Source organism: Sulfurimonas indica (assembly GCF_009192995.1).
GTDB classification, from domain to species: Bacteria; Campylobacterota; Campylobacteria; order Campylobacterales; family Sulfurimonadaceae; genus Sulfurimonas; species Sulfurimonas indica.
Map to the genome: position 1 here is coordinate 16,537 of NZ_SDID01000017.1, position 25,625 is coordinate 42,161.

Sequence of the window (25,625 nt, forward strand, 5' to 3'; positions counted from 1 at the left end):
ATTTTTGTTCTTATCCATTGGTCGCTAGTGAAACCTCAGAAAAACCTGCCTGCTTTACTGCAGCCAGTATAGACATAACAACACCGTAATCCAGTGTCTTATCTGCACTGATTAGCACGGTTGCTTTTTTATCGAGTTTTTTTGCATAGAGAAAAAAGTTGTCTGTAAAAGCATTCAAAAGAAAATTTCTTTTATTTACCTTTATATTGCCCTCTTTATCGATAGTAATATGAACAGGAGGAATTTTAGAGAGTTGCTCTGTTGTAGAGCCTTGTGGCAGTTTAATATTTTCTTCAAAAATAATATTTGGGGCAATAACCATCAAAACAACAAGTAAAACCAGCATTACATCCACTAAAGGTGTAATGTTCAGTTCTGGTTTTTCATCCCAATCATAGTTCATTTTTTAGGCCTTACGAGCTAAAATTGCATCACTTTGCATCTGAAGATAAGAAATCAATTCAAAAGATTTTCGTTTTAATAGTTGATGATAAGTATAGGAAAATATTGCTACAAAGATACCTGAAGCCGTAGCGACAAGTGCATCACTTACACCTACAGATATGACAGACATGCTTCCCGTAGTTTGACCGATATGTGCAAAGGTATCTAATATAGAGACTACCGTACCAAAAAGTCCGATAAACGGTGATGTTGAAGCAAAAATAGAGAGGATTGAGAGCCCTTTTGTCGCCTCTTTTGTTGCAGCAAGCATTGCAAGATCTAAAACTTCTTTTGAAACAATATTACTACTTTTAATAAAATTATTTAAAAAAGAGTTTTCGTTAACAGTAGTGGCACCAAGCAGGAGTGATTCTAAAGAAGCACTCTCACTTTTGAGCCAACTGTTAAGAGAAAAATAGCGGTAGAAAAACACCCAGTTCAAAATAATAAAGTATATTGACAAGAGAATCAATACGCCTATCGTAACCGGATGGCTTTTCAGATAGAAATCGATTAAATTATTAATCATATATTATATTAATCTTTGAGCTGCTGACTCTATTTTAGCAGACACAGAAGCAATAGCAGTGCTTGAATCTGCAACATCATTAATGAGTTTCTTCGCATCTTCAAGAGCTTTGGCGATTTCAGCTTCGTTTGCACCACGAATAGGTGCAGCACCCTCTACTAAAATAACAACTTTATCTTCACTAACCTGAGCAACACCCCAGTCAATAACAACAGATTCGACTGATTTATCTTCTTTTTCAACGTCAACAACACCAGCTTCCAACAAAGTTGTCAGTGAAGCATGACCTGCTAAAACGCCAAACTCTCCCTCTTTACCAGGAAGAACCACACTAACAGCTTCATCATTGAAGATTTCACCGTTAGGAGTTAGGATTTCAAGTTTAAACTTATCCATTACAGTCCTTTACTAAGCATAGAGCTTATTTGTTTTTCTCGTGTTTAGCAATAGCCTCATCCATGCTACCAACCATGTAGAAAGAGTTTTCTGACATATGGTCATAGTCACCATTAAGAATACCTTTAAATCCTTTAATAGTATCTTCAAGAGAAACATATTTACCAGGAGCACCTGTGAACACCTCTGCAACGAAGAATGGTTGAGAAAGGAATTTCTCAATTTTACGAGCACGCTCAACAACATTTTTATCATCTTCTGAAAGCTCATCCATACCAAGAATCGCAATGATATCTTGAAGGTCTTTATACTTTTGAAGTGTTTGTTGAACACCACGAGCTACTGCATAGTGCTCTTCACCTAAGATTTGTGGATCAAGCAATCTTGAAGTTGAGTCAAGTGGATCAACTGCAGGATAGATACCTTTTTCCGCAATTTTACGGTTCAGTACTGTTGTCGCATCTAAGTGAGCAAAAACAGATGCCGGAGCCGGGTCAGTCAAGTCATCTGCAGGTACGTATACCGCTTGTACTGATGTAATTGAACCATTTTTCGTAGATGTAATACGATCTTGTAATGCACCCATTTCACGAGCAAGAGTCGGTTGATAACCAACAGCTGAAGGGATACGACCAAGAAGTGCAGACATCTCTGAACCAGACTGTGCGAAACGGAAGATATTATCGATGAACATAAGAACATCAAGTTTCTTCTCATCACGGAAGTACTCAGCCATAGTAAGACCAGTAAGCGCGATACGGTTACGTGCTCCAGGAGGCTCAGACATTTGACCGTAGCACAGTGCAACTTTGTCAAGAACGTTCGATTCTTTCATTTCGTAGTAAAGGTCATTACCTTCACGTGTTCTTTCACCAACACCAGCGAAAACTGACAAACCTTCATGACCATGAGCAACATTGTGAATAAGCTCCATGATAATAACTGTTTTACCAACACCAGCACCACCGAATAGTCCAACTTTACCACCTTTTGCATAAGGAGCAAGAAGGTCAACAACTTTGATACCAGTCTCAAACATCTCTGTTGTAGTTGACTGATCAACTAACGGTGGAGGATCACGGTGAATAGACCATGTTGGTGCATCTTCTACTTGATCACCACCATCGATTGTCTCACCAATTACATTGAAGATACGTCCAAGTACTTTCTCACCAACTGGAACCTGAATAGGTGCACCAGTGGCAGTAGCTTCCATACCGCGAACTAAACCTTCACTCATATCCATTGCAATCGTTCTTACACGACCGTCACCTAAGTGCGCAGCAACTTCTAAAACTAAACGATGTTCCGTACCATCCAAATTAACATTTACTTCAATAGCTTCGTTAATTACTGGAAGATAACCATCAAAATCAACATCAACAACAGGACCCATTACCTGGCTAATTTTTCCAATCATATTTTTCTCCATTATTTCATAGACTCCACACCACTGATAATTTCTATCAGCTCTGTAGTAATAGCAGCTTGACGTGCTTTATTAAATTCAACATTTAAGTTTTTCACCATCTCTTTTGCATTGTTCGTTGCCGTATCCATCGCCTGCATACGTGCAGAATGTTCAGCAGCAACTGAATCAATCAAAGAGTAGTACATATTGTAATTAATATATTTTTCTACTAAAGAATCAAGCATTTTCTCTTCATCTTCAGCTTCAATCTCTAACATAGAGCTTGATTGTATTTTGTCACAATCAAATGCCTCTGTATCAACAGGTAAGATAGTGTTTACATGTAACTCTTGTGTTATCATGTTCTTATACCCGTTATATACGATATGTAGAGCATCAATCTTTCCATCTTTATAATCTGCGATAGAAGTCATGATAAAATCATCAGATCTCTCTTTATCCGGTTTAGAACTAAGACCTACAACTGTGTCAAACATCTCAACTTCATTGTAGTTAAAAAATTCTATACCTTTTTTACCGATACCACGTAAACGCACCTTTACGTTTTTCTCTTTATACTCTTTTAAAAGTTTGTTAACAGCTTTAATTGTTTGAATATTAAAACCACCACAAAGACCTTTATCAGCAGTAACAAAAACGATGTCAACCATTTTTGGATTTTCAATCTTTTTAAAACAACGATTGTCTAATCCGCCAACTTTGCTACATTTAATGCGTCCAGCTATTTCGGCAATTACCTGATTCATTTTTTGAGCATAAAGACGAGAACGTTTTGCAAGTTCTTCTGCACGGCGAAGCTTTGCAGTTGAAACAAGCTTCATAGCACGTGTCGTCTTTTGAGTGTTAGAAACACTCTTTATCTGTCTCTGAATATCTTTCAAGTTTGCCATAAAATATTCCTTAGTTCGCTACAAAGCTAGCTTTGAACTCTTCAAGTGCTTTCATTAATAATGATTTTGTATCATCATCTACTTTTTTGCTGCTTCTGATGTTCTCAAAGATTTGAGGATAAGAAGCTTCAATGAATGGATACAGTTCAGCTTCGAAACGTACAACGTTTGATGCATCGATATCATCTAAGAAACCTTCATTTCCAGCGAAGATAATAACAACTTGTTTCTCAACAGAAAGTGGTGAGAAAGGCCCTTGTTTAAGAACTTCAACCATTCTTTGCCCACGCTCGAGCTGGTTACGAGAAACTTCATCAAGATCAGATGCAAACTGAGCAAATGCTTGAAGTTCACGGTACTGAGCAAGGTCAAGACGTAATGTACCAGCAACTTGCTTAGTAGCTTTAATCTGAGCAGCACCACCAACACGAGATACTGAAAGACCAACGTTAATCGCTGGACGTACACCTGAGTTGAAAAGGTCAGTCTCAAGGAAGATTTGACCATCAGTAATTGAGATAACGTTTGTTGGGATATAAGCCGCAACATCTCCCGCTTGTGTCTCAATGATAGGAAGTGCAGTAAGTGAACCTGCACCATTTTCGTCAGAAAGTTTCGCAGCACGCTCAAGAAGTCTTGAGTGAACATAGAAAACATCCCCTGGATATGCTTCACGACCTGGAGGACGACGAAGAATAAGTGACATTTCACGGTAAGCAACTGCATGCTTAGAAAGATCATCATAAACAATAAGACCATGACGTGCATTGTCACGGAAATACTCACCCATAGTAACACCAGTGTATGGAGCCAAGAATTGAAGTGCAGCAGCTTCAGCAGCTGTAGCAGATACGATAATTGTGTACTCCATTGCACCGTGCTCCTCTAAACGACGAACGATTTGTGCAACAGTTGATTCTTTTTGACCAACAGCAACGTAGATACATACAACACCATTACCCTTTTGGTTAATGATTGTATCGATAGCTACTGTAGTTTTACCAGTTTGTCTGTCACCGATGATAAGCTCACGCTGACCACGACCGATTGGAACAAGTGCATCAATCGCTTTAATACCAGTTGCAAGTGGCTCATGAACAGATTTTCTCTCCATAATACCAGGAGCTTTCTCTTCTACAAAACGCACTTCGCTTGTCTCAATTGGACCTTTACCGTCAATTGGCTCACCAAGTGCATTTACAACACGTCCAAGAAGTGCATCACCTACAGGAACTTTTAAAAGAGTACCTAAACGTTTAACGCTCATACCCTCTTTAAGCTCAACTCCAGAACCAAGAATAACAACACCTACACTGCTCTCTTCAAGGTTCATTACTAAACCTTTTGTTCCTTCTTCGAACTCTACCATCTCTCCTGCCATAACATTGCTAAGTCCGTAAACCTGTGCAACACCATCAGCATAAGAAACAATCTTACCTGTTTCATTAATATCAACACTTAGTTCAAAGTTGTCGATACGCTCTTTAATTATTGAGCTGATTTCATCAGCTTGAATTTTTGCTACCACTATTGTTCTCCTCTCTTGAAGTTAAATTGCTTTAATTATATGATTTATAATTTGACTATCGATTCTATCTTTAGAGAAATTAATCTCAATTCCAAGACCTTCGACTTCTACTTTGATTCCATTAAAATCGTTTTTCACGAATGAAAAAGAGATTGTAGAATTAAATTTTTTACTCAAACCCTTACCAAGTTCATCTATAACTTTCGTGTCAATCTCACTGTCGCTATAAATTATGCCTTCATAAGTTTTTGTCGTGTTTGCTATATCTTTTTTCAATTCCTTTGCAATCGCAGGAATGATACTTACTCTTTTGTTCTCAACCAATAACTTAATAAGGTTGTTTAATTTATCTGAATTAGCTGGCTTTACTGCTTCTAATAAAATCTCTGATTTGACCTTAGCATTCACTTCAGGATTACCAATAATGCTAACAAATTTATCATCCTTAAAAGAGTCTGCCAAAGCATCAAATACAGATGAGATATTTTGAACTGTCTCTAAGTCGAAATCACTTTTGAGTGCTTTTATATATCTTTTTGCAATCAGTTCTTCCATCTATGCCACCTTTTTCAAAATAACATTTGCCATAGCTTCTCTATCGAAGATTTCAGAACTTTGATCTAATGTTTCAGCGACAACAGTTTCAACTACGTCACGAACCATATTTCTTTGTTCAAACTCTTTTTTAGATGCATGTTGCTTCACCATAGCTTCTAATTCAACATCACACTGTGCCATGATATTGTCATTTATAATCTTATTCTCTTTTTTAGAACTTACTGCCAACTCTTCAGCAAATTTCTCTGCTTCAGAAATTTTAGTAAGTGCCTCTTTTTTAAGAGCAATTGATTCATCAAGTTTCTCTTGAACTTTTTTCAACTCATCAGCAATACCCTGACTTCTTGACACAAAAAAGTTCTTTACCGGTTCCCCTACTAGATACCAAATAAGCCCTACAAAAAGAAGAAAGTTCACAGTTCTTTGAACTATATCCGTTCCTCCCTCATGCGCAGCTTCAGATGCTAATGCATAAGTTGATATCATAAGTATTAATACTAGAATTCTACTCACATCACACCCTTATATCTGACTCATTTTAGCTTTTAAAGCTTCTTTAAACATTGGAACTTGACTCATTAAGTCATTAGTCAACTCTTCTTTAGATTTCGCAAGTGATTGCTCAAACTCTAAATACTCTTGTGCAAGTTCAGCACGTTTTGCTTCTAACTTACTGTCTGCCAATTCCTTAGCATCCGCGATAACTTTTTCTCTTAGGGCCGCAGCTTCTAGTTTAGCATTCATAATAATTGATTCTGCTTTTGCATGAAGTTCATTGATTTCACTATCGTTTGAGCCTACTTTATCAAGGTCTCTTTTGATATCTTCATCACGTTTATGCATAAAACTGATTAATGGATTATAAAGCCAACTATTTAGAACGGCTATAAGCGAAACAAATACAACAAATGTAGCCAAGAGTAGTATTGGATTTATATCTAACATAGCACCTCCTAAAAGTTGCGAGATTATACTATGATTAAATTGAAAGGATAGTTAAATTGGAGTAAAAAATTGAAATTTTTTGTCACTAGTCTGTTAAATGTGACAAAAATTCCTCTGCTTCTTCTTGAGAATCAAACTCTAATGTAAGTCTGTTTTTAGAACTTTTTACATAAAATCCCAAATCATTGAGTTTTTCTTTGAGTTTTGAAAAGTCTAATATAATTTCATCACTTGTAGATGAACTCTTTTTTACATCTTCTTTTTTGATGTTTTTAATCATCGACTCAACATCACGAACACTGAGTTTCTGACCGATAATAGAGTTAACCATTAGTTGTTGTTCTTTTTCATCAAGACCAACTAAAACTTTTGCATGACCTGCTGATATCTTTTTCTCAATAAGTGCTTTTTGTGTCTTGGATGAGAGTTGTAAAAGTCGCAGTGTATTTGTAATATGTGCACGGCTTTTATGAATCATCGTTGCCAACTCTTCATGTGTTATGTCATGAAGTTTGATAAGTTCATGATATGCCTCAGCCAATTCAACAGAATTTAACTCTTCTCTTTGAATGTTTTCAATAAGAGCGAACTGACGCATCTTCTGTTCATCAGAGTTCAGAACAATGGCACGAATCTCTTTAAGCTTTGCAAGCTTGGAGGCACGAAATCTTCTCTCACCTGCAATTAGAACATAACCGTCAATATCTTCAGTAACGACAACAGGTTGCAATAATCCATCATTTTTAATTGATTCGGCAAGTTCTGCCAAAGCAGTATCATCAAAAGATTTTCTCGGTTGGAAAGGATTAGGTCGAATATCTTTTAAAGGAATCTCTAGAACTGCATCACGCTGTGAACTCTCGTTCTCGTACGCCTCATCCATTTCACCTAAAAGTGCATCTAAACCACGTCCAAGTTTCTGTGTCTTCATTATTTTATAATCGCCTGTGCTAAATTTTGATATGCAAGAGAACCTGCTGATTTTACATCATATAAAATTGCAGGTTTACCAAAAGATGGTGATTCTGCAAGTTTTACATTTCTAGGTACTACTATATATCTGTCTTTTTCATCTTTAAAGAGCTTCCCTTTAAAATGCTGACGCAAATCTGCAAATACCTGTTTTGAAAGGTTATTTTGAGCAGAGAACATTGTAGGGATAAAACCTTTGATAGTCAGTTTTGGATTAATCGATTTTCTTACTAACTTTACAGTATTTAAAAGTTGTGCAAGACCCTCCAGTGCAAAAAACTCACACTGAATAGGAATGATAACCGAATTTGAAGCTGAAAGTGCATTGATCGTCATCGGTCCAAGTGCCGGAGGAGAGTCGATAATGATATAGTCATAATCTTTTTTTACATTCGCAATGGCTTTTTTAAGCACCAACTCACGTCCTTTGGCTTTATCTGCATCATAGTACTCTTTTTCTATCCCTACAAGACCGATGTTTGAAGGAGCAAGATGGAGAGTTGGGAGGTCTGACTTTAAAATGATATCTTTGAGTTTTTTTGTACCGATGAGCACATGATAGATATTAAACTCATAATCATTCCTGTGAAATCCAAGTGATGTCGTTGCATTAGCCTGTGGATCTGAGTCAATGAGCAGTACTTTTTTTTCAGCAACGGCAAGAGAAGCTGCCAGGTTTACAGCAGTCGTCGTTTTACCTACTCCGCCTTTTTGATTTGCAATTACAATTACTTCACTCATCTTAAACCGTATATCCTCTCACCATTTATCTCCAAACTGCCATCAGAACTTAATTTTGCACCACGCAGAGAAACTTTGTTCTTGTTAATATGTGTGTAAAAATTTTGATTCTTGTAAAATTCTAACTTATATTTGCTAAAAACTTGCTTCCATAAAACTTTTTTTTCAATATTTTTGAAATAATTTTCCAAGAGCTTTTTTTTCTCTACTGCAACATCAAGTGATGCGTGAGCCTCTGGTGCACTGCTGCTGTTTAATCCTATGCCGCAAATTACTATATCTTGTACTAAATTTGTAATTGTTCCACCAATTTTTTTATCTGCAAGATAAAAATCATTGGGCCACTTTATCCATACATCAGAACCAAGCTCTTGGAGTGTCTCTTTTAAAATATAGGAAAAATAGATAGATGCAGATTCCAGTTTCAGATCTTCTGGCAAAAAGCTCTTTTTTACAGCAAAAGAGAAAAAGAGATTTCCCTCTTCTGATATCCACTTATTTTCACGACTTCCTATACCGTCAGTCTGCAAGTCAGCACTAACAGCTACAGGAGCTTGAAGTTCATTTGTAGTGATTTTTTCTTTGAGATATTTTTGTGTTGAGTGGATAGTATCAAGATAGATAATCTGCAACACTTAACCTTTTGCCATTAATATAAGCAAGCACATCCATCTCTTTTTTTGATTCTGGCTGCACTCTAAAAATTCTAATGCTTCCCTTTTGACATCCGACAACAATACTCTCTTTATCAATGTTCAAAATCTTTCCGGCTTCATTAGAAGACTCTTTGGCTTCAAGTACGATTTTCTTGAGTTTTAACTTACTCTCTAGGTATATGCCTGGCCAAGGTGTAAAAGCTCTATATTTGTTAAAAAGTATCTGAGCATCTTCAAAAGTAACCAAGCCATCCGCTTTTGTTATCTTCTTACAGTGTGTTGCTTTTGTTTCATCTTGTGGAATGGGAGTATATGAATGAAAGTTTTTCACTACATCAATCGTCAGTGTTGTAGCTACTTGCGTGAGCCTATGAAAAAGCTGCTCAAGCATCTCATCATCGGCCACTTGAATCTTTTCAATCTTTAAGATATCACCCGTATCAAGTCCCTCTTCCATCAACATTGCAGTCACACCTGTCTCTTTATCACCGTTTAAAAGAGTTTGTTGAATTGGAGATGCTCCACGATACTGTGGGAGTATGGAAGCATGAAGATTAATGCATGGTGCATGATCTAATATCTCACGTGGCAATATCTGTCCATATGCTGCTACTACAATATAATCACACTCTATTGTCAAAAGCTCACGCACAACTGCTTCCTCACGCAGACGTACAGGTTGATAGATAGGTATATTATACTCTTGTGCCGTTACTTTTACTGGTGGAGGTGTAAGTACTTTTTTACGTCCTACCGGTTTGTCAGGCTGTGTATATACTGCAACAACATCTATCTTACTATCTTCTATAAGCTCTTGTAAAATAGCATCAGCATAATCGGGAGTTCCCATAAAAATGACTTTTATCATGACTCTGCAGCCTTAGTAAAGAGTGTTCCACCCATATGTCTGCCTTCAAGCATAAAATGTTTGACATCACTTAAATCAAATCCACTTGCTAAGAACATCTCTCTGTTATTTTCTAAGAGATATGCTGCTGCTTTGAGTTTTGTAACTATCCCACCCGTTGCAAAGATATTGTTTGGTGTCACCTCTTGACTTAACATCTCTTTATCAATATTATGGACAACTTTTTGAACTTTTGCATCACTGTTTTTTCTCGGATCACTATCATAAAAAGCATCGATATCTGAAAGGATAATAAGCATATCTGCATCTGTATGTTTTGTTATATAGGCTGAGAGTTGGTCATTATCTCCAACTTCGAGCTCATCAGTTGCGGTTGCATCATTTTCATTGACAATTGGGATAACACCGTTACGTAGCAGTGTCTCAACTGTATTTTTTATTCTTTTAATATCATCTGATTTATTGAGATTTGCTGCAGTTACCAAAACCTGAGCAGTCACGACATCATGTTTCTCAAACTTCTTTGCATATCTACCCATAAGAACCGGTTGCCCAATAGCAGCTAATGCCTGCTTATTGGCGATGACTGTTCTATCAAGTTTGAGTTTTGTATATCCACCAGCAACAGCACCTGAAGAGACTAAAATCACTTCATATTTTTTACGAAGCTCAACCAAAAAATTTACAAGTGCCTGCATACGAGTGAGTGCAATTTCACCATCTTGTGTGAGTACTGCACTTCCTACTTTAACAACAACACGTTTCATATTTTCTACTTTCTGTCAGACTGTACTAAATTAAAGAGTGCATATTTGAGTGGCTCTATATTTTTATGTGTAGCAGAAGAGATTGGAGCAATGAAATATGGTTTTTCTCTCTTAAAACCAAGTGTTTCATCCGCACTTTCTTGAATAAAATATGGTAATGCAGCGTCAAAGTCAAATTCACTCTGCTTACTTGGAGTAAGTCCCAACATCTCAATAAAATTCGTCACTAAATTCTCAACATCTTCCGGTGGAACGATATCTACACGAGTCAGTGCTATCGCATATTTTGAAGTTCCAAGTTTTTCTGAAAAAGAAGCCACTTCATCTTTAAGAACTTCTATCTGCTCTTTTAAATCACGGTATGAAGCCAAATCAATCATAAAAAGGAGTGTTTTTGTACGCTCAATATGACGAAGAAACTTGATTCCAAGTCCTTTACCTTCATGTGCTCCACCGATAATTCCAGGGATATCAGCCATTACAAATGACTCATAATCTCCAATATTTACCTGACCGAGCTTTGGTGTGAGTGTTGTAAACTCATAGTTTGCAATCTCAGGACGAGCATTTGATACTGTTGAGATGAGTGTTGATTTTCCAACATTTGGAAAACCGACAAGTCCAACATCAGCAATAAGTTTCAAGTCAAGCTTGATTTTACGCGTTTCTCCCTTTTCACCCGGTTGTGCATAGGTTGGTCTTTGGTTTGTAGGGGATTTGAAGTGCGTGTTTCCAAGTCCACCTTTTCCACCTTCTAAAAACTTTACCTCTTGACCATCTTCAACCATGTCAAGTAAAACTTCGCCTGTTTCAGCATCAACTATCTGCGTTCCAGGTGGTACGATGATAACTTTTTTAGCACCTGATTTTCCTGTACAGTTTGAACCCTCACCAGGACGGCCGTTATCTGCTTTTATATGCATCTTTCTTTGAAAATGTGAAAGTGTATGTGTGTTGTTGTCACATCGAAACCAGATGTCACCACCTTTTCCACCATCTCCGCCATTTGGACCACCATTGAGTACAAATTTTTCGCGACGAAATGCCACACATCCTGGCCCACCTTTACCTGATGAGACTGTTAATTCGACACTATCTGTAAACATTGTCTGATCCTTTTTATATCTAGCTATTTAAATACTTAAGAAAAAACTATTATAAAGTAAATTATTAAATATTTTGAGTTTTGTTTTTTGGAAATATATTCCGAAGTGATAGAAAAAAAATGTTTGAGCCAAAGCTCAAACAGATGTAGAATTATGCAGCAGGGATAATTGAAACTTGTTTACGTTTTTTATCTTTTCTTTCAAACGCAACAACACCGTCAACTAAAGCAAAAAGAGTATGATCTTTTCCCATACCTACATTTTTACCCGGATGAACTTTTGTTCCACGTTGGCGAACGATAATGTTACCAGCGATTACAGCTTCACCACCATATTTTTTTACACCAAGTCTTCTACCAGCTGAGTCACGATTATTCTGTGTACTCCCTTGACCTTTCTTATGTGCCATCTTGAATCTCCTCTAAGTTTAGTTAAGCTACTATGCAGCTATTTTCGTGATACGTACACGAGTATGATCTCTTCTGAAACCACGTTTTACTTTACTATCTTTACGACGACGTTTTTTGAAAATCACAACTTTCTTGTCACGTCCTTCGCTGATAACTTCAGCAGTTACAACAGCACCATCCACATATGGAGCTCCAACTTTAAGCTCACCAGCATTTACTGCGAGAACTTCTTTGATTTCGATAGTAGCTTCTGGTTCTAATGACATTTTATCTAAAGAAAGAACGTCACCTTCTTGAACTTTATACTGCTTACCACCATTTTTAATAATTGCGTACATCTATGGTCCTTAAATATTTTTAGGTTGTATTTCTACAAAAAGTGCGGAATTATACCCATTCAAGCTTTAAGTTATGTTTAATTTCTTATTTATCTCTTATTTTCCTAAAAAGTATTACTGTTTTTTTAACAACAAGTCGTATAAAAAAGAATAAACTATAAAGAATAAACGTATATATTAAAGGATGAAAGTAATTTTTTCTCTCTTGCATCAAAGAGATTCTCTCTGTAGGATTAAAGAGCAAATCAGGATGCATCATAAGTGCGAGGACGACAAGCAAGATAGCATAAATCGCCATCTCTCTTATCAGAGTTTTTTGCATCCTACATCAATCCTCTCATCATCAAATACCAATACATTGGTTTTAACATATAGAGGTCAAATGCCCACCACATCCAGCGTGGTTGTTCTACTGCTAGTGGGAATGACGGTGCTGCACCTTTATAATTGAACTCTGCAAGAATGATTTTACCATACTGTGTTTTGAGTGGACATACAGTATAGCCGTCAAATTTTTCTTTTGGCTCTTTTCCTTCCATCACAGCTAAAAGGTTTGCGACCATAATCGGCCCATGGTGACGAGCTGATCCACCGGTTTTGCCTTTAGGAACACCACAGATATCACCAATTCCAAATACATTTTTATAGCGTCTGTGTTGCAATGTATACTGATCAACTTCAAGCCAACCTTTTCCAGTTCCCTTTTGCCATGCAAGTTTGGAGTTAGCCACGGCATCAACCCCAGCCATCGGTGGTACAATATGAATAAAGTCATACGGCATCTCAACACGATCAACCTTCTTGATCATATCATACTCTTCTAAGTCCTCGTCATATTCACCTTTAACTTCATACTTATACTCAAATGTTGCTATTTTTTTATCAGCATCAATCGCGATAAGGTTATGTTTGAATTTATTTGTAATATTTCCATAACGAGGCTGAACAACCTCTTTTAACTCTTTGTCAACTGCCGGTACCGCACCAAAAAGTTTACTACCGTTTGTCGCAAAAGTAAACTCAGCTGTCAAACCATCACGTTTAAGATAGTCATCACTGAGATAGAGGATTTTTTGAGGAGCACCACCACATTTGATCGGTGTTGCAGGCTGTGTACAGATAACTTTTGGCTTACCATTTTTGGCAGCCTCTTTAAGCTCATTGAACCAATCCCAAGTGATACTACCACCATCTGCTGTTCCAGCTTCAGGGTCATTGAGATAAACCGAAGAGATACCATTCTTACCGATCATATCTTTTGTAAGCCCCTCAATCCACTCATAATGATACTGAAGACCAGTAGCTACAACAAGGTAGTCATAACTCACCTCTTTACCAGCACGTGTGATAACCTTATTGTTATCCGGATCAAAAGTTTTTACCTCATCTTTAATCCAGTTTACATCATCTGGAATGAACTCTTTGTTATCTTTGACAATATCTTCAAAGGTATACTCACCTGCAGCCATAAATACTTGACCTGGTTGATAAAGATGCTTCTCATTTGGAGCAATTAGTGTAATATCTGGATGTGAAAGCGCAGCATGGAGTCGTGCCATAGCCATAATACCACCGGCACCTCCACCAACGATTACAATCTTGCCTTCTGCACTTGAAGCTTCAGCTTTTGTACCTGTCGAACTGCCTGCACTTGCTAGTACACCTGCAGCAATTGGTGAGATACCCATAAATTTCAAGGCATCACGGCGACTCATCCCTTTTTCATTCACTATTTCATCCATAAAGTCAATTTTTTTACTCATTTTCATTTCCCCTTCTTTAACTAGTATCTATATCTAAAATATACTCTTAAATCCTGTGCACTCTCAACTGGATCCAATCCATTTGCAACTGCTTCAGCCATTGTAAGCGGTGTACCGTTATCACCAAAGAATCCATTTGATCCAGTGTAATCATAATCTAAATATGTATATCTGATTTGCATGGAAAACAGACTTTTTCCATCTTTTTTTATAATTGGCTGTGTCCAATATGCTTCATACGCATTCCCACGAGTTGCCATCTTTGAGCCTATCATTGTATCTTCACCATATGTAAATGGTCTCCAGTACTTTGAACCGTGGTTATACTCTAGTCCAAATTTTCCACCTGTAAGGTTTGGTACCTGTGCACCTATCCAGTATGAGTAACCGGATTCTTTATTAATACTTCCTAACATTGGTTGATTAGCATTTGGTATTGTTTGTGACCAAGCAACAGAAGCAAACAGTATAGTATCATCAAGGAAATCATTGATCATATCTCCAATGCCCTGTATTTGCGCAGACAAAGCAGCACCATCCATATTCCCAAATGTTCTAAGTGCTGGAGTCGTTAATGTTGAGTCAATTCCTGGGACATTAAAGCCACGATAGTATGTAGCCATAGCACTATACTGTCCATCATCATAAATTTTTGCAAGCACACCTACTAGATCCATATTATCCAGTTTATCTGCACTTGTATCTGTAGCATAGTCTAAACCTTGTGCATCAAATCTTGTTCTAGCATTTGTAAGACCACGACCCAAACAGAGTTTTAAGTACGAACCTGAGACATATTTATCGAGTTTGATACTGGCACTTAAACCATCAAACTCCATATTGATAATATGACCTTGTGGAGATTTTGCTTTATCATCATCACGCAGATTGATAAGATATCCATTTGTTGCAGGACGGCGACCAACACTCAGTGTTGTTCCAAAACCACCAACAGTCGGAGTCCAAAGCCAGTATGCCTCTCTAACCTTTAGAGTATCATCTGTCAGTGTTTCATTGATAACCCAGTCAAAGCCATCATAACCTTGACCTCTTCCATTTGTATCTGCACCAAAAGCCTTATTAAAAGCAAGCTGACCTTTAAATATCATATCTTTTGTCGGCTGATATCCCATACCTAACCACAAACGATTTGAAAAAAGTGCATCATTTGTATAAGTTTTTGTAGCTGTTTTATAACTGATATAGTCATATGCTGTTCTAAAGTCTATATCAAACTTGATATTATCAAAAGCATCATGTGCTCTTACTTTTGCTAAAGATTTTTTTGTGCGTTTTTGTTGATTTTCCAGTTTTGCGACTTTTTTATTCAATGCATCTATCTCAGCCTTTAAATCTGCAATATCATCTGCGAATGTACTAGATGCAAGCCCACCGATTACGGCAAGTGACAATAAAATTTTCTTCATATGTTTTCCTTGAGTGAAAGCTTATAATTATTTAGTTTTGTAGAGTACACTCTCTTACGAGTGTACTGTTTTACTTAGCAAGAAGGGATGTTTCCACTATCGCTTGCGAAATCATGCACGAAGTCATATAAATGTGTTGAGAATTTTTTCTTGAATTTTGCGCTCTCAAAAAAGTCAGCTCCAGCCGGACATGCTTCAGTCATCACTTTTCCAAGTTCACCATTTTCTTTTGCCTCTGCCCACTCATCTTGTGTATGTTTTGCTGCAAACACTGCTCCAGAAAAACCACAAACATTCTTGAGTTTTTTCTGATAGATTCTCTTTCCTTTATCTGCATCTGCACTTGCAGTTGTTGCAATTAAACCAAAACCTAATATTGCTGCGAAAGCTACTTTTTTAACTGTTGTCATTTCATTTCCTTATATTATGATATTAATAAGTAGCTATTATACATATTTAAACTTTAAGATAATATAAACTTAAAATATTTATAAACAGTATTTATAGATTATATTTGGAGATTTTAATTTTGGAAGAGACAGAGAGTCTTTAACTCTCTCTCATAGTGTTTTGAAGGGGTATTATAGTATTGTTTGTTTATTTGATGAGTGCTACTGCATCAATCTCTACAAGAGCATTTTTAGGTAAAGTTTTTACAGCCACAGTTGAGCGGGCCGGTTTATGATCTTTAAAAAAACTTTCATAAATTTCGTTAATTGTTACAAAATCATCCATATCTGCAATAAAAATAGTTGTTTTTATTACATTATCTAAAGAAGAGTCTGCTGCTTCTAAAACCTCACGTAGATTGCTTAAAACCTGTCTAGCCTGTGTTGCAACATCTGCACTTAAAAGTTCATCACTTCCATTTGGAAGGAGTGCTATCTGACCTGAAGTATAGACCATACCATTTACTACTGTTGCTTGAGAGTATGGTCCTATGGCAGACGGGGCTTTTTGGGTTTGTACAAATTTCATTTTTTCTCCTTTGTCATTGTGAATTTTTCTTGTGCATTATCCATAAATGATTCAAAAGTATCTACTTTTCTGTATCCTAGACTGTTATATAAAATATTTCCTTTACTATCAGTAAAGTAGTGTCTAGGTACAGGTGCAGTAGCAAATTTTTGAGGTACATCATCAAATTCACGCACAAGATGAACAGGAACAAACTCTTTTTTTAGTCTCTTTTTGACATTCTCATCTTGCAATGTTGTCTTCTCAAACTTATCACACCAGCCACATGTAGATGATGATATGAAAATATAGATAAGTTTATTCTCTTTCTTTGCTTTTTCCATTGCTACATTGTAGTTATCTAACCACTGCAGCTCAGTTGCCATAAGCGTTACTGCCAATAATATCATTGATACTATATATCTCATTACTTCTCCCAAATCTCAATTAAAGTTTTAAAGACTCTGTACAAATCTTCTACCTCCTTTTTTGTTGTTCGCTCATTGACTGAATGAATCGTATCATTTTTAACACCAAACTCGATAACATCAACACCCATTGGAGCGATAAATCTTGCATCACTTGTACCCCCGGCTGTTGAGTGTTTTGGTTTTATACCCGTTACTCTCTCTATGGCCTCATCTATTTTACGTACAAGTTTTGTATTGGTATCGGTCTGGAACGGATACGAACCCTGCGTGAGACGCAGTTCATAATCCAATCCCTCCAGGTGTTTTTGTACAAACATTGTAATCTCTTTTTGTGTAATGTTTGTGTTATTTCGAACATTGAACATCATTTTGAGTTCATTTGGTGTCACATTGGTCACTTCCATTCCCGAACGGATGTCGGTAATGACAAACTTTGAAGGCGCAAAGGCTTCATCGCCATCATCCAAATCAACACCTGCCATCTCAGAGAGCGGCTTTGCAATCTGATGGATAGGGTTAATGGCTTTTTCGGGATAAGCAGCATGGCCTTGCTTGCCTTTTAGTGTCAAGTATCCATTGATAGAGCCACGACGTCCAACTTTTATGGCATCACCAAATATCTCTTCACAGGTTGGCTCAGCAACAACACAGACATCAGGAAGCATATCATGCTCACGCAGATACTCTAGCACCTTTACAGTACCGTTGATTGCTTCTCCCTCTTCATCAGAAGTAAGCAGCAATGAAAGTGTTCCTTGAAAGTTCTCTGCCTCTTTGACAGCCTGCACAAATGCAGCAACGCCGCTTTTCATATCCTGTGTCCCACGACCGTAGATATACTCACCTTCCTCTACAGCTTCATAAGGGTCATACTTCCATCCACTACCAGCGGGAACTACATCCACATGTCCGGCAAAACAGAGATGTTCTCCTTCTCCAAACTTTTTATAGATAAAAAGGTTCTTCACATCCTCTACATCTACTCGTACAGCCTCAAAATCTTCTAAATATTCACTGATAAAATCCAGTAATCCTCCATCTTCAGGAGTCTCACTCTTTGTAGAGACCAGTTTTTTAAAAAGCTCTAATACTTCCACGAACTATTTTCCAGGGTTCTCATAAAAAACATAAGGTGTAGAGTAGTTACTTACTTCAAAATAGAGTTTTTTCTCACCCTCATCTACCTTGTAGTTAAAGTTTGTATCCAAATATCCGTAACCATATCTATAGTTTCTTGGTGTTGTACCATCTGTAGCGATAGCTGTTGAGAGTTTATCAATATTTATGAATCTCTGCACAAGCTTCCCACCCATATAGATATCAAGAACCCCGTGAGTACCTGTCCAGTTTTGGATGCTGCGTCCTAGTTTGTTCTGTGTCTCTTGTGTACATGCAGTAAAAAACAGTGCCACTGCAACGAGTGTAATTAAAAACAGTTTATGCATTCTCTTCTCCATATTTTAATTTTTTCAGTGCTGCTTCTTCATCTTCTTGACGCATTAACGATTCACCGACCAAGAAAGCATCCACACCTGCTTTACTCAGATCTTCCAACTGTCCATGCTCATAAATACCACTCTCAGCAACGATGATTTTACCATTTGGAATAAGCGGAATCAGTTTGTAAGAGAGCTCCATATCCATCTCAAAAGTCTGTAGATTTCTATGGTTGATTCCAATAATATCACTTCCTGCATAAATGGCTTTTACAAGGTCAGCCTTATCATGCACCTCAACAAGTGCTTCCATACCAAGGTGTCTTGCATAGTTGAGTAGATCTTTAAGCTCTTTTTTTGAAAGTGCCGCTGCAATAAGAAGGATAAAGTCAGCTCCAAAGACCAAAGCCTCTAAAATTTGATACTTTGAGACGATAAAATCTTTTCGAAGAAGCGGAATACCAACATAACGGCGAATACCTGCCAAATATTCTAGATTTCCCTGAAAGAAGTGAGGCTCAGTCAGTACCGAAATCGCACTTGCTCCTCCTCGCTCATATGCCTGAGCAATAGCGAGTGGGTCAAAATCTTCACGAATTACACCTTTTGAAGGTGAAGCTTTTTTAACTTCTGAGATAATTCTGTACGGGTCTTCTTCAGTCGCTGTTAAATATGGAAAAACATCACGCGGCTGTCTTGCGTTAAATGCAAGTGAGCGTCCTAACCAGTCAAGTGAGAACTCTTTTTCTCTTTTTTCCAAGTCCTCTTTTGTTTTTTTAATAATATCATCTAAAATCATTTTTTCTTTCTTGCCCTTCTTAATTTTTTAATGCACTTGTTGATTTTTTTCAAATGTTCTCTAACCTCGGGTTCATCTCCCCCTTCTAGTTTGACAACTTTTAACATGATTTTTTTAGCTTTATAGCATTTCCCAAGCTTGTAATATCCCCACGCTAGTGAGTCTAAATAGTATGCGGAATTCGGTTGTTTTTTCAAAACCTCACGGATATAACTCATACCTTTTTGAACATTGACATCATGATCTATCAGAATATATCCAAGATAGTTCATGTAAAGTGAATCTTTATTGTATTTTACAACATTTTCAAGATTTGCTATTACATTGTAAAGAACTTTTTTAGGAACTTTCCCTCTGTAACTCTCATATTTGTAAATGGCACTCTGTCCCAAGTATGCATAATCACTGTTCTCTTTATAGAGTTTAAATGCCAGCTTACTTGCTTTTTTCCAGTTTTTTCCAGAGACATAAAGCTGAAGTAAAAGCTCATCATCGATATGGTTCTCTTCTAAGAAATTCATCAGTTTCACATACTCTCGTTTATAGGAGTATATCTGAATGATTTTTTGCGCTATATCCTCACTCTTTTCTTTTGCATAGAGTCTTTTATAGACAGAAAGCAATCCCTCTATGTTGTTATCATGACTGTAAAAACTGACAAGTCTGTTACAAATAAGCTTGGAACATCCATGAATTCTTGCGTGAGACTCCAGCTCTGCAATCGCCTCTTTTTTTCTGTGCAGATTGACATAAAGAATGATGGAAATTTTATCAAGTATCTCTTCATTATACTCTTTGATATAGGCACCTTCTAAATATTTTAGTGCCAAATCATAATCTTTGCTTTTTGTATAGACATCACTCACGAGCAAGTAATCTTTTGGTGCATGTGTATATTGTGCCAATGCAATGGAGACTTTTTTTGCTTCTTGAAGTCTGTTTGACTCTAACAATGCAACAGTTTTTAGTCTCACCAGTTCTGTATCTTCAAAAGAACCATCTGTGAGATTATCAACAGTTTTTACAACATCAGCATACTCTTTTAATACAATCTTATCTTGCAAATATCTGTAAAGGTACTCTTTTTTCGATGATTTTTCATAAAGTTCTCCAAAAAGTCTTGCAGCACTTTTATAATCACCTACCTGCTCTGCACGCAATGCAAATACTATGTACGTATCTTCTACATCAAAAGCCTTCTCATGTGGTTTGATACTCTTTTGAGAACAGGCTGATAAAAGCAGTAAAAGCGATATCAGAAAAACTCTAAGCATCAATAATCCCCGGACACTCGGCTTTAAGTTCATCAACATGTGTTTTGAAATAGTCCCAAAAAGGAAAAGTTTTACACTGATTTGGTCGTGCCATATATATTTTACATCCATTGGACTCTCTGTCATAAAAGACACACTCGTAAGAGTCTTCGATTTTGTTTTCTTTGAGTGAATATTTGTACCCGTTTTTGAAGAGATATTTTACTCCAAAATCATTAACATCCATATCTAAAAGCTCTGCAATAGCAAATATCTCTGCTTTTGTGACATAAATGTAACCACTCTCACCCGTACAGCAGCGCCCTTCACAACTAGCACATGCATCAGAATTAAAAGCATAAGGATAGCCCTCTTTTTTTACAATTGACATTTGATACTCTCTGTTTTAGCTTTTGCATAAATTTTTTGCACCTCTTGCGTGAGGTCATTGCCATCAAAATGGATCAAAGGCGGATGTACTTTTACCATTGCCTTAGAACCGTTTCTTGCATGAATCATTACCAACGAAGCAGTTCTGTCTATCTTTGGATGCACAAAGCGTACATCCACAAGACGCATTTTTACTCTATCTAATGCTGCAGAAATAAGACCAAACTGCGTTGCATCATAACAGAAGATAAAATGTGAATGCGGTTTTAAAAGCTGTGAAACCTTCTTAAAAAAAGCATCCATCGGCAACGATGAGTTATATCTAGCATATGTGAGCATTGTATCTTTGGACTTTTGTACCCCATCAGGATAAAAAGGCGGATTCGAGATGATATAGTCATACTTTTGCTCAGTCTCAAAGGCCAAAAAATCTGCTTCGTACAATTTATAGTCAATACTATTTGCCTCTGCATTTTTTTTTGCATAAGCAGCCAAAACATCCTGCTTTTCAACAGCTTCAAGTTCTACCTTTTTATTATCACGTGCGACTAAAAGTCCTACAATACCACAACCTGCACCAACATCAAGCACACTGCCTTTGGGAGAAAAACTGTTTATAAAGTCATATAAAAATATGGAGTCACTATTGTAACAATAACCGGATTCGGGCTGATAAAGAAGCATATTTTGATAAAGCCTTTGATATAATTACGTTATTATATCTTAAAGGCTTTAAATGATAATTATTCCTGCCCGTTTAGCATCATCCCGTTTTCCTCAAAAGGTTTTAGCAGACATCGGTGGTCTGCCTATGGTTGTTCGAACTGCAAAGAGAGTAGCACATCTTGATGATGTTGTGGTCGCTGCCGATGATGAAAAGATCATAGAAGTATGTCAAGCCCATGGCATAAAAGCGATGCTTACCTCAACAACACATAAAAGCGGAACAGACCGTATTCATGAATGTGCTACTATTTTAGGGCTTGATGATGATGAGCTTATTATCAATGTTCAAGCCGATGAGCCTTTTATCGAGCCTGATGTTGTAGAATCTTTGATGAATAAACTACGTGAGCTTCAAAAAGAGAGTGCTGATTTTATCATGGGGAGTTGCTACAACTCTATCAATGCTGAAGCTGCAGAGGATTCAAATCTTGTAAAAGTTGTTCTCAATGCAAAAGGCAATGCCATCTATTTCTCACGTGCTAAAATCCCACACAATCAAAGTGGAGAAGCAGTTTACTTTGGACATATCGGAATTTACGGATTTTCTAAAAAAAGTCTTAAAGAGTTCTGCTCATTAAATGATGCACCGATTGAAGATATTGAGAAGCTTGAACAACTGCGTGCAATCTATCATCAAAAAAACATTGCTATGGTAAAAGTGGCAAGTACTGGATTTGGAATCGATACAAAAGAGGATTTGGCAAGGGCCATTGAGATATTCTTATAAAAATACTAAATTTTTGGCATAAAAAAAGGGAGAAACACAAAAAGTGTTCCTCCCTTAAAAACATAAACTTCTACAAGTTTACTAGATATTGTCGCGGATACCTAAATCATCAACAAGTTTAGTATAAGCCTCTTTGTTCGTTCTTTTGAAGTATTTCATTAAACGACGACGTTGTCCAACTAATTTAAGAAGTCCAAGACGTGAAGCGTGGTCTTTTTTGAAAACTTTTAAGTGTTCAGTAAGTTCTGAAATTCTTTCTGTTAAAAGTGCAATTTGAACTTCACTAGAACCAGTGTCATTCTCATTACGTCCGTATTTTGCGATAATCTCTTGTTTTTTCGCCGAATCTAAAGCCATAATAGCCTCCTGAATGGTATAAATTTACTGCCCTTACACAAATGCAAAAGAAGTTGAAGCGGGATTATACCAAAATTATTCTTTAAGATTATTTATAATATTTCTATAGAGAGTTTTAACTTTTTTGGCTATAATAAGAGCAAAAATAATACTATAAAGATTTCAGACAATGTTAATAACACGCGCCAGTGAATATGCAATACTTTCTCTTATCGTTTTGGCAAAAGCAAAAGACCCATTAGACAGTGAAACTCTCTCACGTGAGCTTTTTATATCAAAAAGTTTTTTAGCAAAGATTTTACAATCTCTTGCAAAAGCTGACATCCTCAAGTCATACAAAGGTGTCAGAGGTGGCTTTGCACTTAATAAAAAGCCGGTAAATATCAATATGCTTGATGTTATGACAAGTGTAGAAGGCAAAGCACCGGCAGTTTTTGAGTGTTCTCCATCGATGCACGACTGCCCTTCAAATAAAGCTCAGATCTGTACTATATGGCCATTTTTACATAAACTGCAAGGCAAAATCGATTTCTTTTTAGCAGAATTAAGCCTTGCTGATATATTAGAAGATTAAAAGAGTGGAAAACAAATAGTTTGGCAAAAAGAAAATTAACTGCGAGACAGCAAATAGGAACCGGACTTAACTTTTTAATAGGTCAACGAGATTTAAGTGTCGTTCTTTTTGTAATGGCAATTTTGGCCATTATTATTGTTCCACTGCCATCTTCTATGCTCGATGTACTTTTAACAGTATCTATCGCTGTATCGGTTTTGATTCTTTTAATTTCACTCTATGTTCCAAAACCGACAGACTTAACAACATTTCCAACACTCATCCTTATTCTAACCCTCTACAGGCTCTCACTTAATATCGCTACAACGAGGATGATTTTAAGTAAAGGACATGAAGGTCCTGAATCCGTAAGTGATATCATTACCTCTTTTGGTGATTTTGTTGTCAGTGGGAACTTCGTCATTGGGATTATTGTTTTCTCGATTTTAGTTCTTATTAACTTTATGGTCATTACCAAAGGTTCTACAAGAGTTGCAGAAGTTGCTGCTCGTTTCGTACTAGATTCTATGCCGGGTAAACAGATGGCCGTTGATGCGGATTTAAATGCCGGACTTATAGATGATGCAGAAGCAAAAGCAAGACGTGCGGAAATTCTGCAGGATGCAAACTTTTATGGAGCTATGGACGGTTCTTCTAAATTCATAAAAGGTGATGCAATTGCAGGGATTATCATTACGCTCATCAACATTATCGGTGGGTTTCTTATCGGTGTTTTTCAACATGATATGAGCATAAGTGATAGTGCAGCTACCTTTACACTTCTAACAATCGGTGATGGACTTGTAAGTCAGATTCCAGCACTTATAGTATCTACAGCTACAGGTATTATGATCACTCGAAGTTCAAGTGACGGGGAAAACTTTGCTGAAGGCACAATCAATCAGATGGTCGGTAATGCAAAAACCATGATGATTGTTGGTTTCATTATGATTCTTTTTTCACTTGTCCCAGGTCTTCCAACAGCCTCAATGATGTTTGTCGGTCTGCTTTTTGCTCTGCTTGGATGGTCCATCTATAAGTATGAAAGAGGCGAGCTTACAATCTTGGATGTTGAAAATATTTTGGGAAAAAAATCCAAAAAAGAATTGGAAGACGAGGCAAAACTCAAACCGAAAAAATCACATGAAGAGATAGCAAAAGAAGAAGAGAATGCCCTCGAAGATATCTTAAAAGTAGAGATGCTGGAACTCACTCTTGGTTATCAGCTCATCAAGCTCGCAGATGCAAGTCAGGGCGGTGATCTGCTTGAGAGAATCCGATCCATGCGAAGAAAAATTGCCTCAGATTACGGTTTTTTAATGCCGCAGGTACGTATTCGAGACAATCTGCATCTCAAACCAAACCAGTATCAGGTCCTGCTCAAAGGTATCTCTGTTGGCGAAGGGGAAATCCAACCCGATAAATTTCTTGCCATGGACAGTGGTATGGCAACAGGCGAGATTCAAGGTGAACCGACAAAAGAGCCTGCTTTTGGTCTTGATGCCTTTTGGATTACCCCAGAACAAAAAGAGGATGCCATCATTAATGGTTATACCGTTGTGGACCCGGCCACTGTCATCTCAACCCATATGAGTGAGCTCATCAAACGCAATGCAGAAGAACTTCTTACACGTCAAGAGGTACAGTCTCTTATTGACAAAATCAAAAATGATTATCCTGTCATTGTTGATGATGTGCTAAAAGTCGCTTCTATCGGTCTTATCCAAAGAGTACTCAAAGCACTGCTACATGAGAAAATCCCACTCAAAGATATGCTGACAATCTTAGAGACTATCGCAGATGTTGCTGAATACACGAAAAATGTAGACTTCATCAATGAACAGGTTCGTGCAAAACTCTCACGTGTTATTACACAGATGTACACCGGAGATGATGGCGTTATACGTCTACTGACCTTTGATACCAACACAGAACAGCTTCTACTGCAAAAATCCCAAGAACAAGATGGTGTGAGAAATCTTATGCTCAATGTCGGTGAGATAAATGCACTGATTCAAGCAACAAGTACAAAAGCTGCAGAGATACTGCAAAAAGGGATTTCTCCGGTTATTATTATAGTCGATCCACAGATCCGTCGTGGTGTCGCTGAAATTTTTGAGAGATTCTCATTAGATGTCGTTACTCTCTCTCACGCAGAGATAGATTCAAGTGCAACGTTTGAAGTCCTTGGCTCGATCTCCATAACAACCCAAACAGAAGAATAAA

General features: G+C 37.2%; 32 protein-coding genes. 3 read left to right on the forward strand and 29 right to left on the reverse strand.

Going from position 1 to position 25,625, the window contains the following annotated elements:
* Window positions 1-10 precede the first annotated feature (10 nt).
* The 28 genes from ES948_RS08225 to ES948_RS08365 form a co-directional block, all read right to left on the reverse strand.
* Window positions 11-403: an ExbD/TolR family protein gene (locus ES948_RS08225; RefSeq protein ID WP_152184469.1), complete on the reverse strand. Its 393-nt coding sequence runs from the start codon at window positions 401-403 to the stop codon at window positions 11-13.
* A gap of 3 nt (window positions 404-406) precedes the next feature.
* A complete protein-coding gene (locus ES948_RS08230) occupies window positions 407-973 on the reverse strand; it encodes a MotA/TolQ/ExbB proton channel family protein (RefSeq protein ID WP_152184470.1) in 567 nt (188 codons plus the stop codon).
* 3 nt (window positions 974-976) lie between these two features.
* Complete coding sequence (gene atpC / locus ES948_RS08235; RefSeq protein ID WP_152184471.1) at window positions 977-1,369, reverse strand: ATP synthase F1 subunit epsilon; 393 nt, start codon at window positions 1,367-1,369, stop codon at window positions 977-979.
* A 25-nt stretch (window positions 1,370-1,394) separates the two neighbouring features.
* The gene (gene atpD / locus ES948_RS08240; RefSeq protein WP_152184472.1) at window positions 1,395-2,789 is read right to left on the reverse strand and encodes a F0F1 ATP synthase subunit beta; all 1,395 of its coding nucleotides are present in this window, start codon (window positions 2,787-2,789) and stop codon (window positions 1,395-1,397) included.
* Window positions 2,790-2,800: 11 nt separating this feature from the next.
* Entirely contained in the window at window positions 2,801-3,691 is an 891-nt protein-coding gene (gene atpG / locus ES948_RS08245) for an ATP synthase F1 subunit gamma (RefSeq protein WP_152184473.1), read from the reverse strand.
* Window positions 3,692-3,701: 10 nt separating this feature from the next.
* A complete protein-coding gene (gene atpA / locus ES948_RS08250) occupies window positions 3,702-5,219 on the reverse strand; it encodes a F0F1 ATP synthase subunit alpha (protein WP_152184474.1) in 1,518 nt (505 codons plus the stop codon).
* A gap of 21 nt (window positions 5,220-5,240) precedes the next feature.
* A complete protein-coding gene (locus ES948_RS08255; protein ID WP_152184475.1) occupies window positions 5,241-5,774 on the reverse strand; it encodes a F0F1 ATP synthase subunit delta in 534 nt (177 codons plus the stop codon).
* Entirely contained in the window at window positions 5,775-6,290 is a 516-nt protein-coding gene (locus tag ES948_RS08260) for a F0F1 ATP synthase subunit B (RefSeq protein ID WP_152184476.1), read from the reverse strand.
* Between the two features lie 9 nt (window positions 6,291-6,299).
* The gene (locus ES948_RS08265; RefSeq protein ID WP_152184477.1) at window positions 6,300-6,722 is read right to left on the reverse strand and encodes a FoF1 ATP synthase subunit B'; all 423 of its coding nucleotides are present in this window, start codon (window positions 6,720-6,722) and stop codon (window positions 6,300-6,302) included.
* Window positions 6,723-6,807: 85 nt separating this feature from the next.
* Entirely contained in the window at window positions 6,808-7,653 is an 846-nt protein-coding gene (locus tag ES948_RS08270; RefSeq protein ID WP_152184478.1) for a ParB/RepB/Spo0J family partition protein, read from the reverse strand.
* Window positions 7,653-8,435, reverse strand: a complete 783-nt coding sequence (locus ES948_RS08275) for a ParA family protein (RefSeq protein ID WP_152184479.1) — start codon at window positions 8,433-8,435, stop codon at window positions 7,653-7,655. The genes ES948_RS08270 and ES948_RS08275 overlap by 1 nt, the downstream gene beginning before the upstream one ends.
* A complete protein-coding gene (locus tag ES948_RS08280; protein WP_152184480.1) occupies window positions 8,432-9,067 on the reverse strand; it encodes a biotin--[acetyl-CoA-carboxylase] ligase in 636 nt (211 codons plus the stop codon). The genes ES948_RS08275 and ES948_RS08280 overlap by 4 nt, the downstream gene beginning before the upstream one ends.
* Entirely contained in the window at window positions 9,048-9,959 is a 912-nt protein-coding gene (gene fmt, locus ES948_RS08285) for a methionyl-tRNA formyltransferase (RefSeq protein ID WP_188109492.1), read from the reverse strand. The genes ES948_RS08280 and fmt overlap by 20 nt, the downstream gene beginning before the upstream one ends.
* Entirely contained in the window at window positions 9,956-10,726 is a 771-nt protein-coding gene (gene proB / locus ES948_RS08290) for a glutamate 5-kinase (RefSeq protein WP_152184481.1), read from the reverse strand. The genes fmt and proB overlap by 4 nt, the downstream gene beginning before the upstream one ends.
* Before the next feature lie 5 nt (window positions 10,727-10,731).
* Window positions 10,732-11,832: a GTPase ObgE gene (obgE, locus tag ES948_RS08295; RefSeq protein ID WP_152184482.1), complete on the reverse strand. Its 1,101-nt coding sequence runs from the start codon at window positions 11,830-11,832 to the stop codon at window positions 10,732-10,734.
* 151 nt (window positions 11,833-11,983) lie between these two features.
* On the reverse strand, window positions 11,984-12,241 hold the full coding sequence (rpmA, locus tag ES948_RS08300; protein ID WP_152184483.1) for a 50S ribosomal protein L27: 258 nt from the start codon (window positions 12,239-12,241) through the stop codon (window positions 11,984-11,986).
* A 30-nt stretch (window positions 12,242-12,271) separates the two neighbouring features.
* Complete coding sequence (gene rplU / locus ES948_RS08305) at window positions 12,272-12,580, reverse strand: 50S ribosomal protein L21 (protein WP_152184484.1); 309 nt, start codon at window positions 12,578-12,580, stop codon at window positions 12,272-12,274.
* A gap of 323 nt (window positions 12,581-12,903) precedes the next feature.
* A complete protein-coding gene (locus ES948_RS08315; protein WP_152184486.1) occupies window positions 12,904-14,343 on the reverse strand; it encodes an NAD(P)/FAD-dependent oxidoreductase in 1,440 nt (479 codons plus the stop codon).
* A gap of 20 nt (window positions 14,344-14,363) precedes the next feature.
* Complete coding sequence (locus ES948_RS08320; protein ID WP_152184487.1) at window positions 14,364-15,770, reverse strand: DUF3373 family protein; 1,407 nt, start codon at window positions 15,768-15,770, stop codon at window positions 14,364-14,366.
* 74 nt (window positions 15,771-15,844) lie between these two features.
* Window positions 15,845-16,180, reverse strand: coding sequence for a cytochrome C (locus ES948_RS08325; RefSeq protein WP_152184488.1), 336 nt, complete (start codon window positions 16,178-16,180; stop codon window positions 15,845-15,847).
* Between the two features lie 187 nt (window positions 16,181-16,367).
* A complete protein-coding gene (locus ES948_RS08330; protein WP_152184489.1) occupies window positions 16,368-16,748 on the reverse strand; it encodes a RidA family protein in 381 nt (126 codons plus the stop codon).
* The gene (locus ES948_RS08335; protein WP_152184490.1) at window positions 16,745-17,155 is read right to left on the reverse strand and encodes a thioredoxin family protein; all 411 of its coding nucleotides are present in this window, start codon (window positions 17,153-17,155) and stop codon (window positions 16,745-16,747) included. Before ES948_RS08335 ends, ES948_RS08330 begins: the two co-directional genes overlap by 4 nt.
* Window positions 17,155-18,255, reverse strand: a complete 1,101-nt coding sequence (dapE, locus tag ES948_RS08340) for a succinyl-diaminopimelate desuccinylase (RefSeq protein ID WP_152184491.1) — start codon at window positions 18,253-18,255, stop codon at window positions 17,155-17,157. The genes ES948_RS08335 and dapE overlap by 1 nt, the downstream gene beginning before the upstream one ends.
* Window positions 18,256-18,258: 3 nt before the next feature.
* A complete protein-coding gene (locus ES948_RS08345; protein ID WP_152184492.1) occupies window positions 18,259-18,603 on the reverse strand; it encodes a hypothetical protein in 345 nt (114 codons plus the stop codon).
* Window positions 18,596-19,393 (reverse strand): indole-3-glycerol phosphate synthase TrpC, encoded by a 798-nt coding sequence (trpC, locus tag ES948_RS08350; protein WP_152184493.1) that lies wholly within the window; start codon window positions 19,391-19,393, stop codon window positions 18,596-18,598. The genes ES948_RS08345 and trpC overlap by 8 nt, the downstream gene beginning before the upstream one ends.
* Window positions 19,390-20,667, reverse strand: a complete 1,278-nt coding sequence (locus ES948_RS08355) for a tetratricopeptide repeat protein (RefSeq protein WP_152184494.1) — start codon at window positions 20,665-20,667, stop codon at window positions 19,390-19,392. The genes trpC and ES948_RS08355 overlap by 4 nt, the downstream gene beginning before the upstream one ends.
* Window positions 20,660-21,031, reverse strand: a complete 372-nt coding sequence (locus ES948_RS08360; protein ID WP_223176047.1) for a YkgJ family cysteine cluster protein — start codon at window positions 21,029-21,031, stop codon at window positions 20,660-20,662. The genes ES948_RS08355 and ES948_RS08360 overlap by 8 nt, the downstream gene beginning before the upstream one ends.
* On the reverse strand, window positions 21,025-21,720 hold the full coding sequence (locus tag ES948_RS08365) for a tRNA1(Val) (adenine(37)-N6)-methyltransferase (RefSeq protein WP_152184496.1): 696 nt from the start codon (window positions 21,718-21,720) through the stop codon (window positions 21,025-21,027). Before ES948_RS08365 ends, ES948_RS08360 begins: the two co-directional genes overlap by 7 nt.
* Window positions 21,721-21,772: 52 nt before the next feature.
* Here ES948_RS08365 and kdsB point away from each other — a divergent pair, with 52 nt between their 5' ends.
* A complete protein-coding gene (gene kdsB / locus ES948_RS08370) occupies window positions 21,773-22,489 on the forward strand; it encodes a 3-deoxy-manno-octulosonate cytidylyltransferase (protein ID WP_152184497.1) in 717 nt (238 codons plus the stop codon).
* An 81-nt stretch (window positions 22,490-22,570) separates the two neighbouring features.
* On the opposite strand, the gene rpsO is transcribed toward kdsB, so the two are convergent.
* On the reverse strand, window positions 22,571-22,846 hold the full coding sequence (gene rpsO / locus ES948_RS08375) for a 30S ribosomal protein S15 (RefSeq protein WP_152184498.1): 276 nt from the start codon (window positions 22,844-22,846) through the stop codon (window positions 22,571-22,573).
* 169 nt (window positions 22,847-23,015) lie between these two features.
* Between rpsO and ES948_RS08380 the strand changes: the two genes are divergently transcribed.
* Both ES948_RS08380 and flhA read left to right on the forward strand, forming a co-directional pair.
* Window positions 23,016-23,420: an RrF2 family transcriptional regulator gene (locus ES948_RS08380; RefSeq protein ID WP_152184499.1), complete on the forward strand. Its 405-nt coding sequence runs from the start codon at window positions 23,016-23,018 to the stop codon at window positions 23,418-23,420.
* A 113-nt stretch (window positions 23,421-23,533) separates the two neighbouring features.
* The gene (flhA, locus tag ES948_RS08385; protein ID WP_246153850.1) at window positions 23,534-25,624 is read left to right on the forward strand and encodes a flagellar biosynthesis protein FlhA; all 2,091 of its coding nucleotides are present in this window, start codon (window positions 23,534-23,536) and stop codon (window positions 25,622-25,624) included.
* Window position 25,625 lies beyond the last annotated feature (1 nt).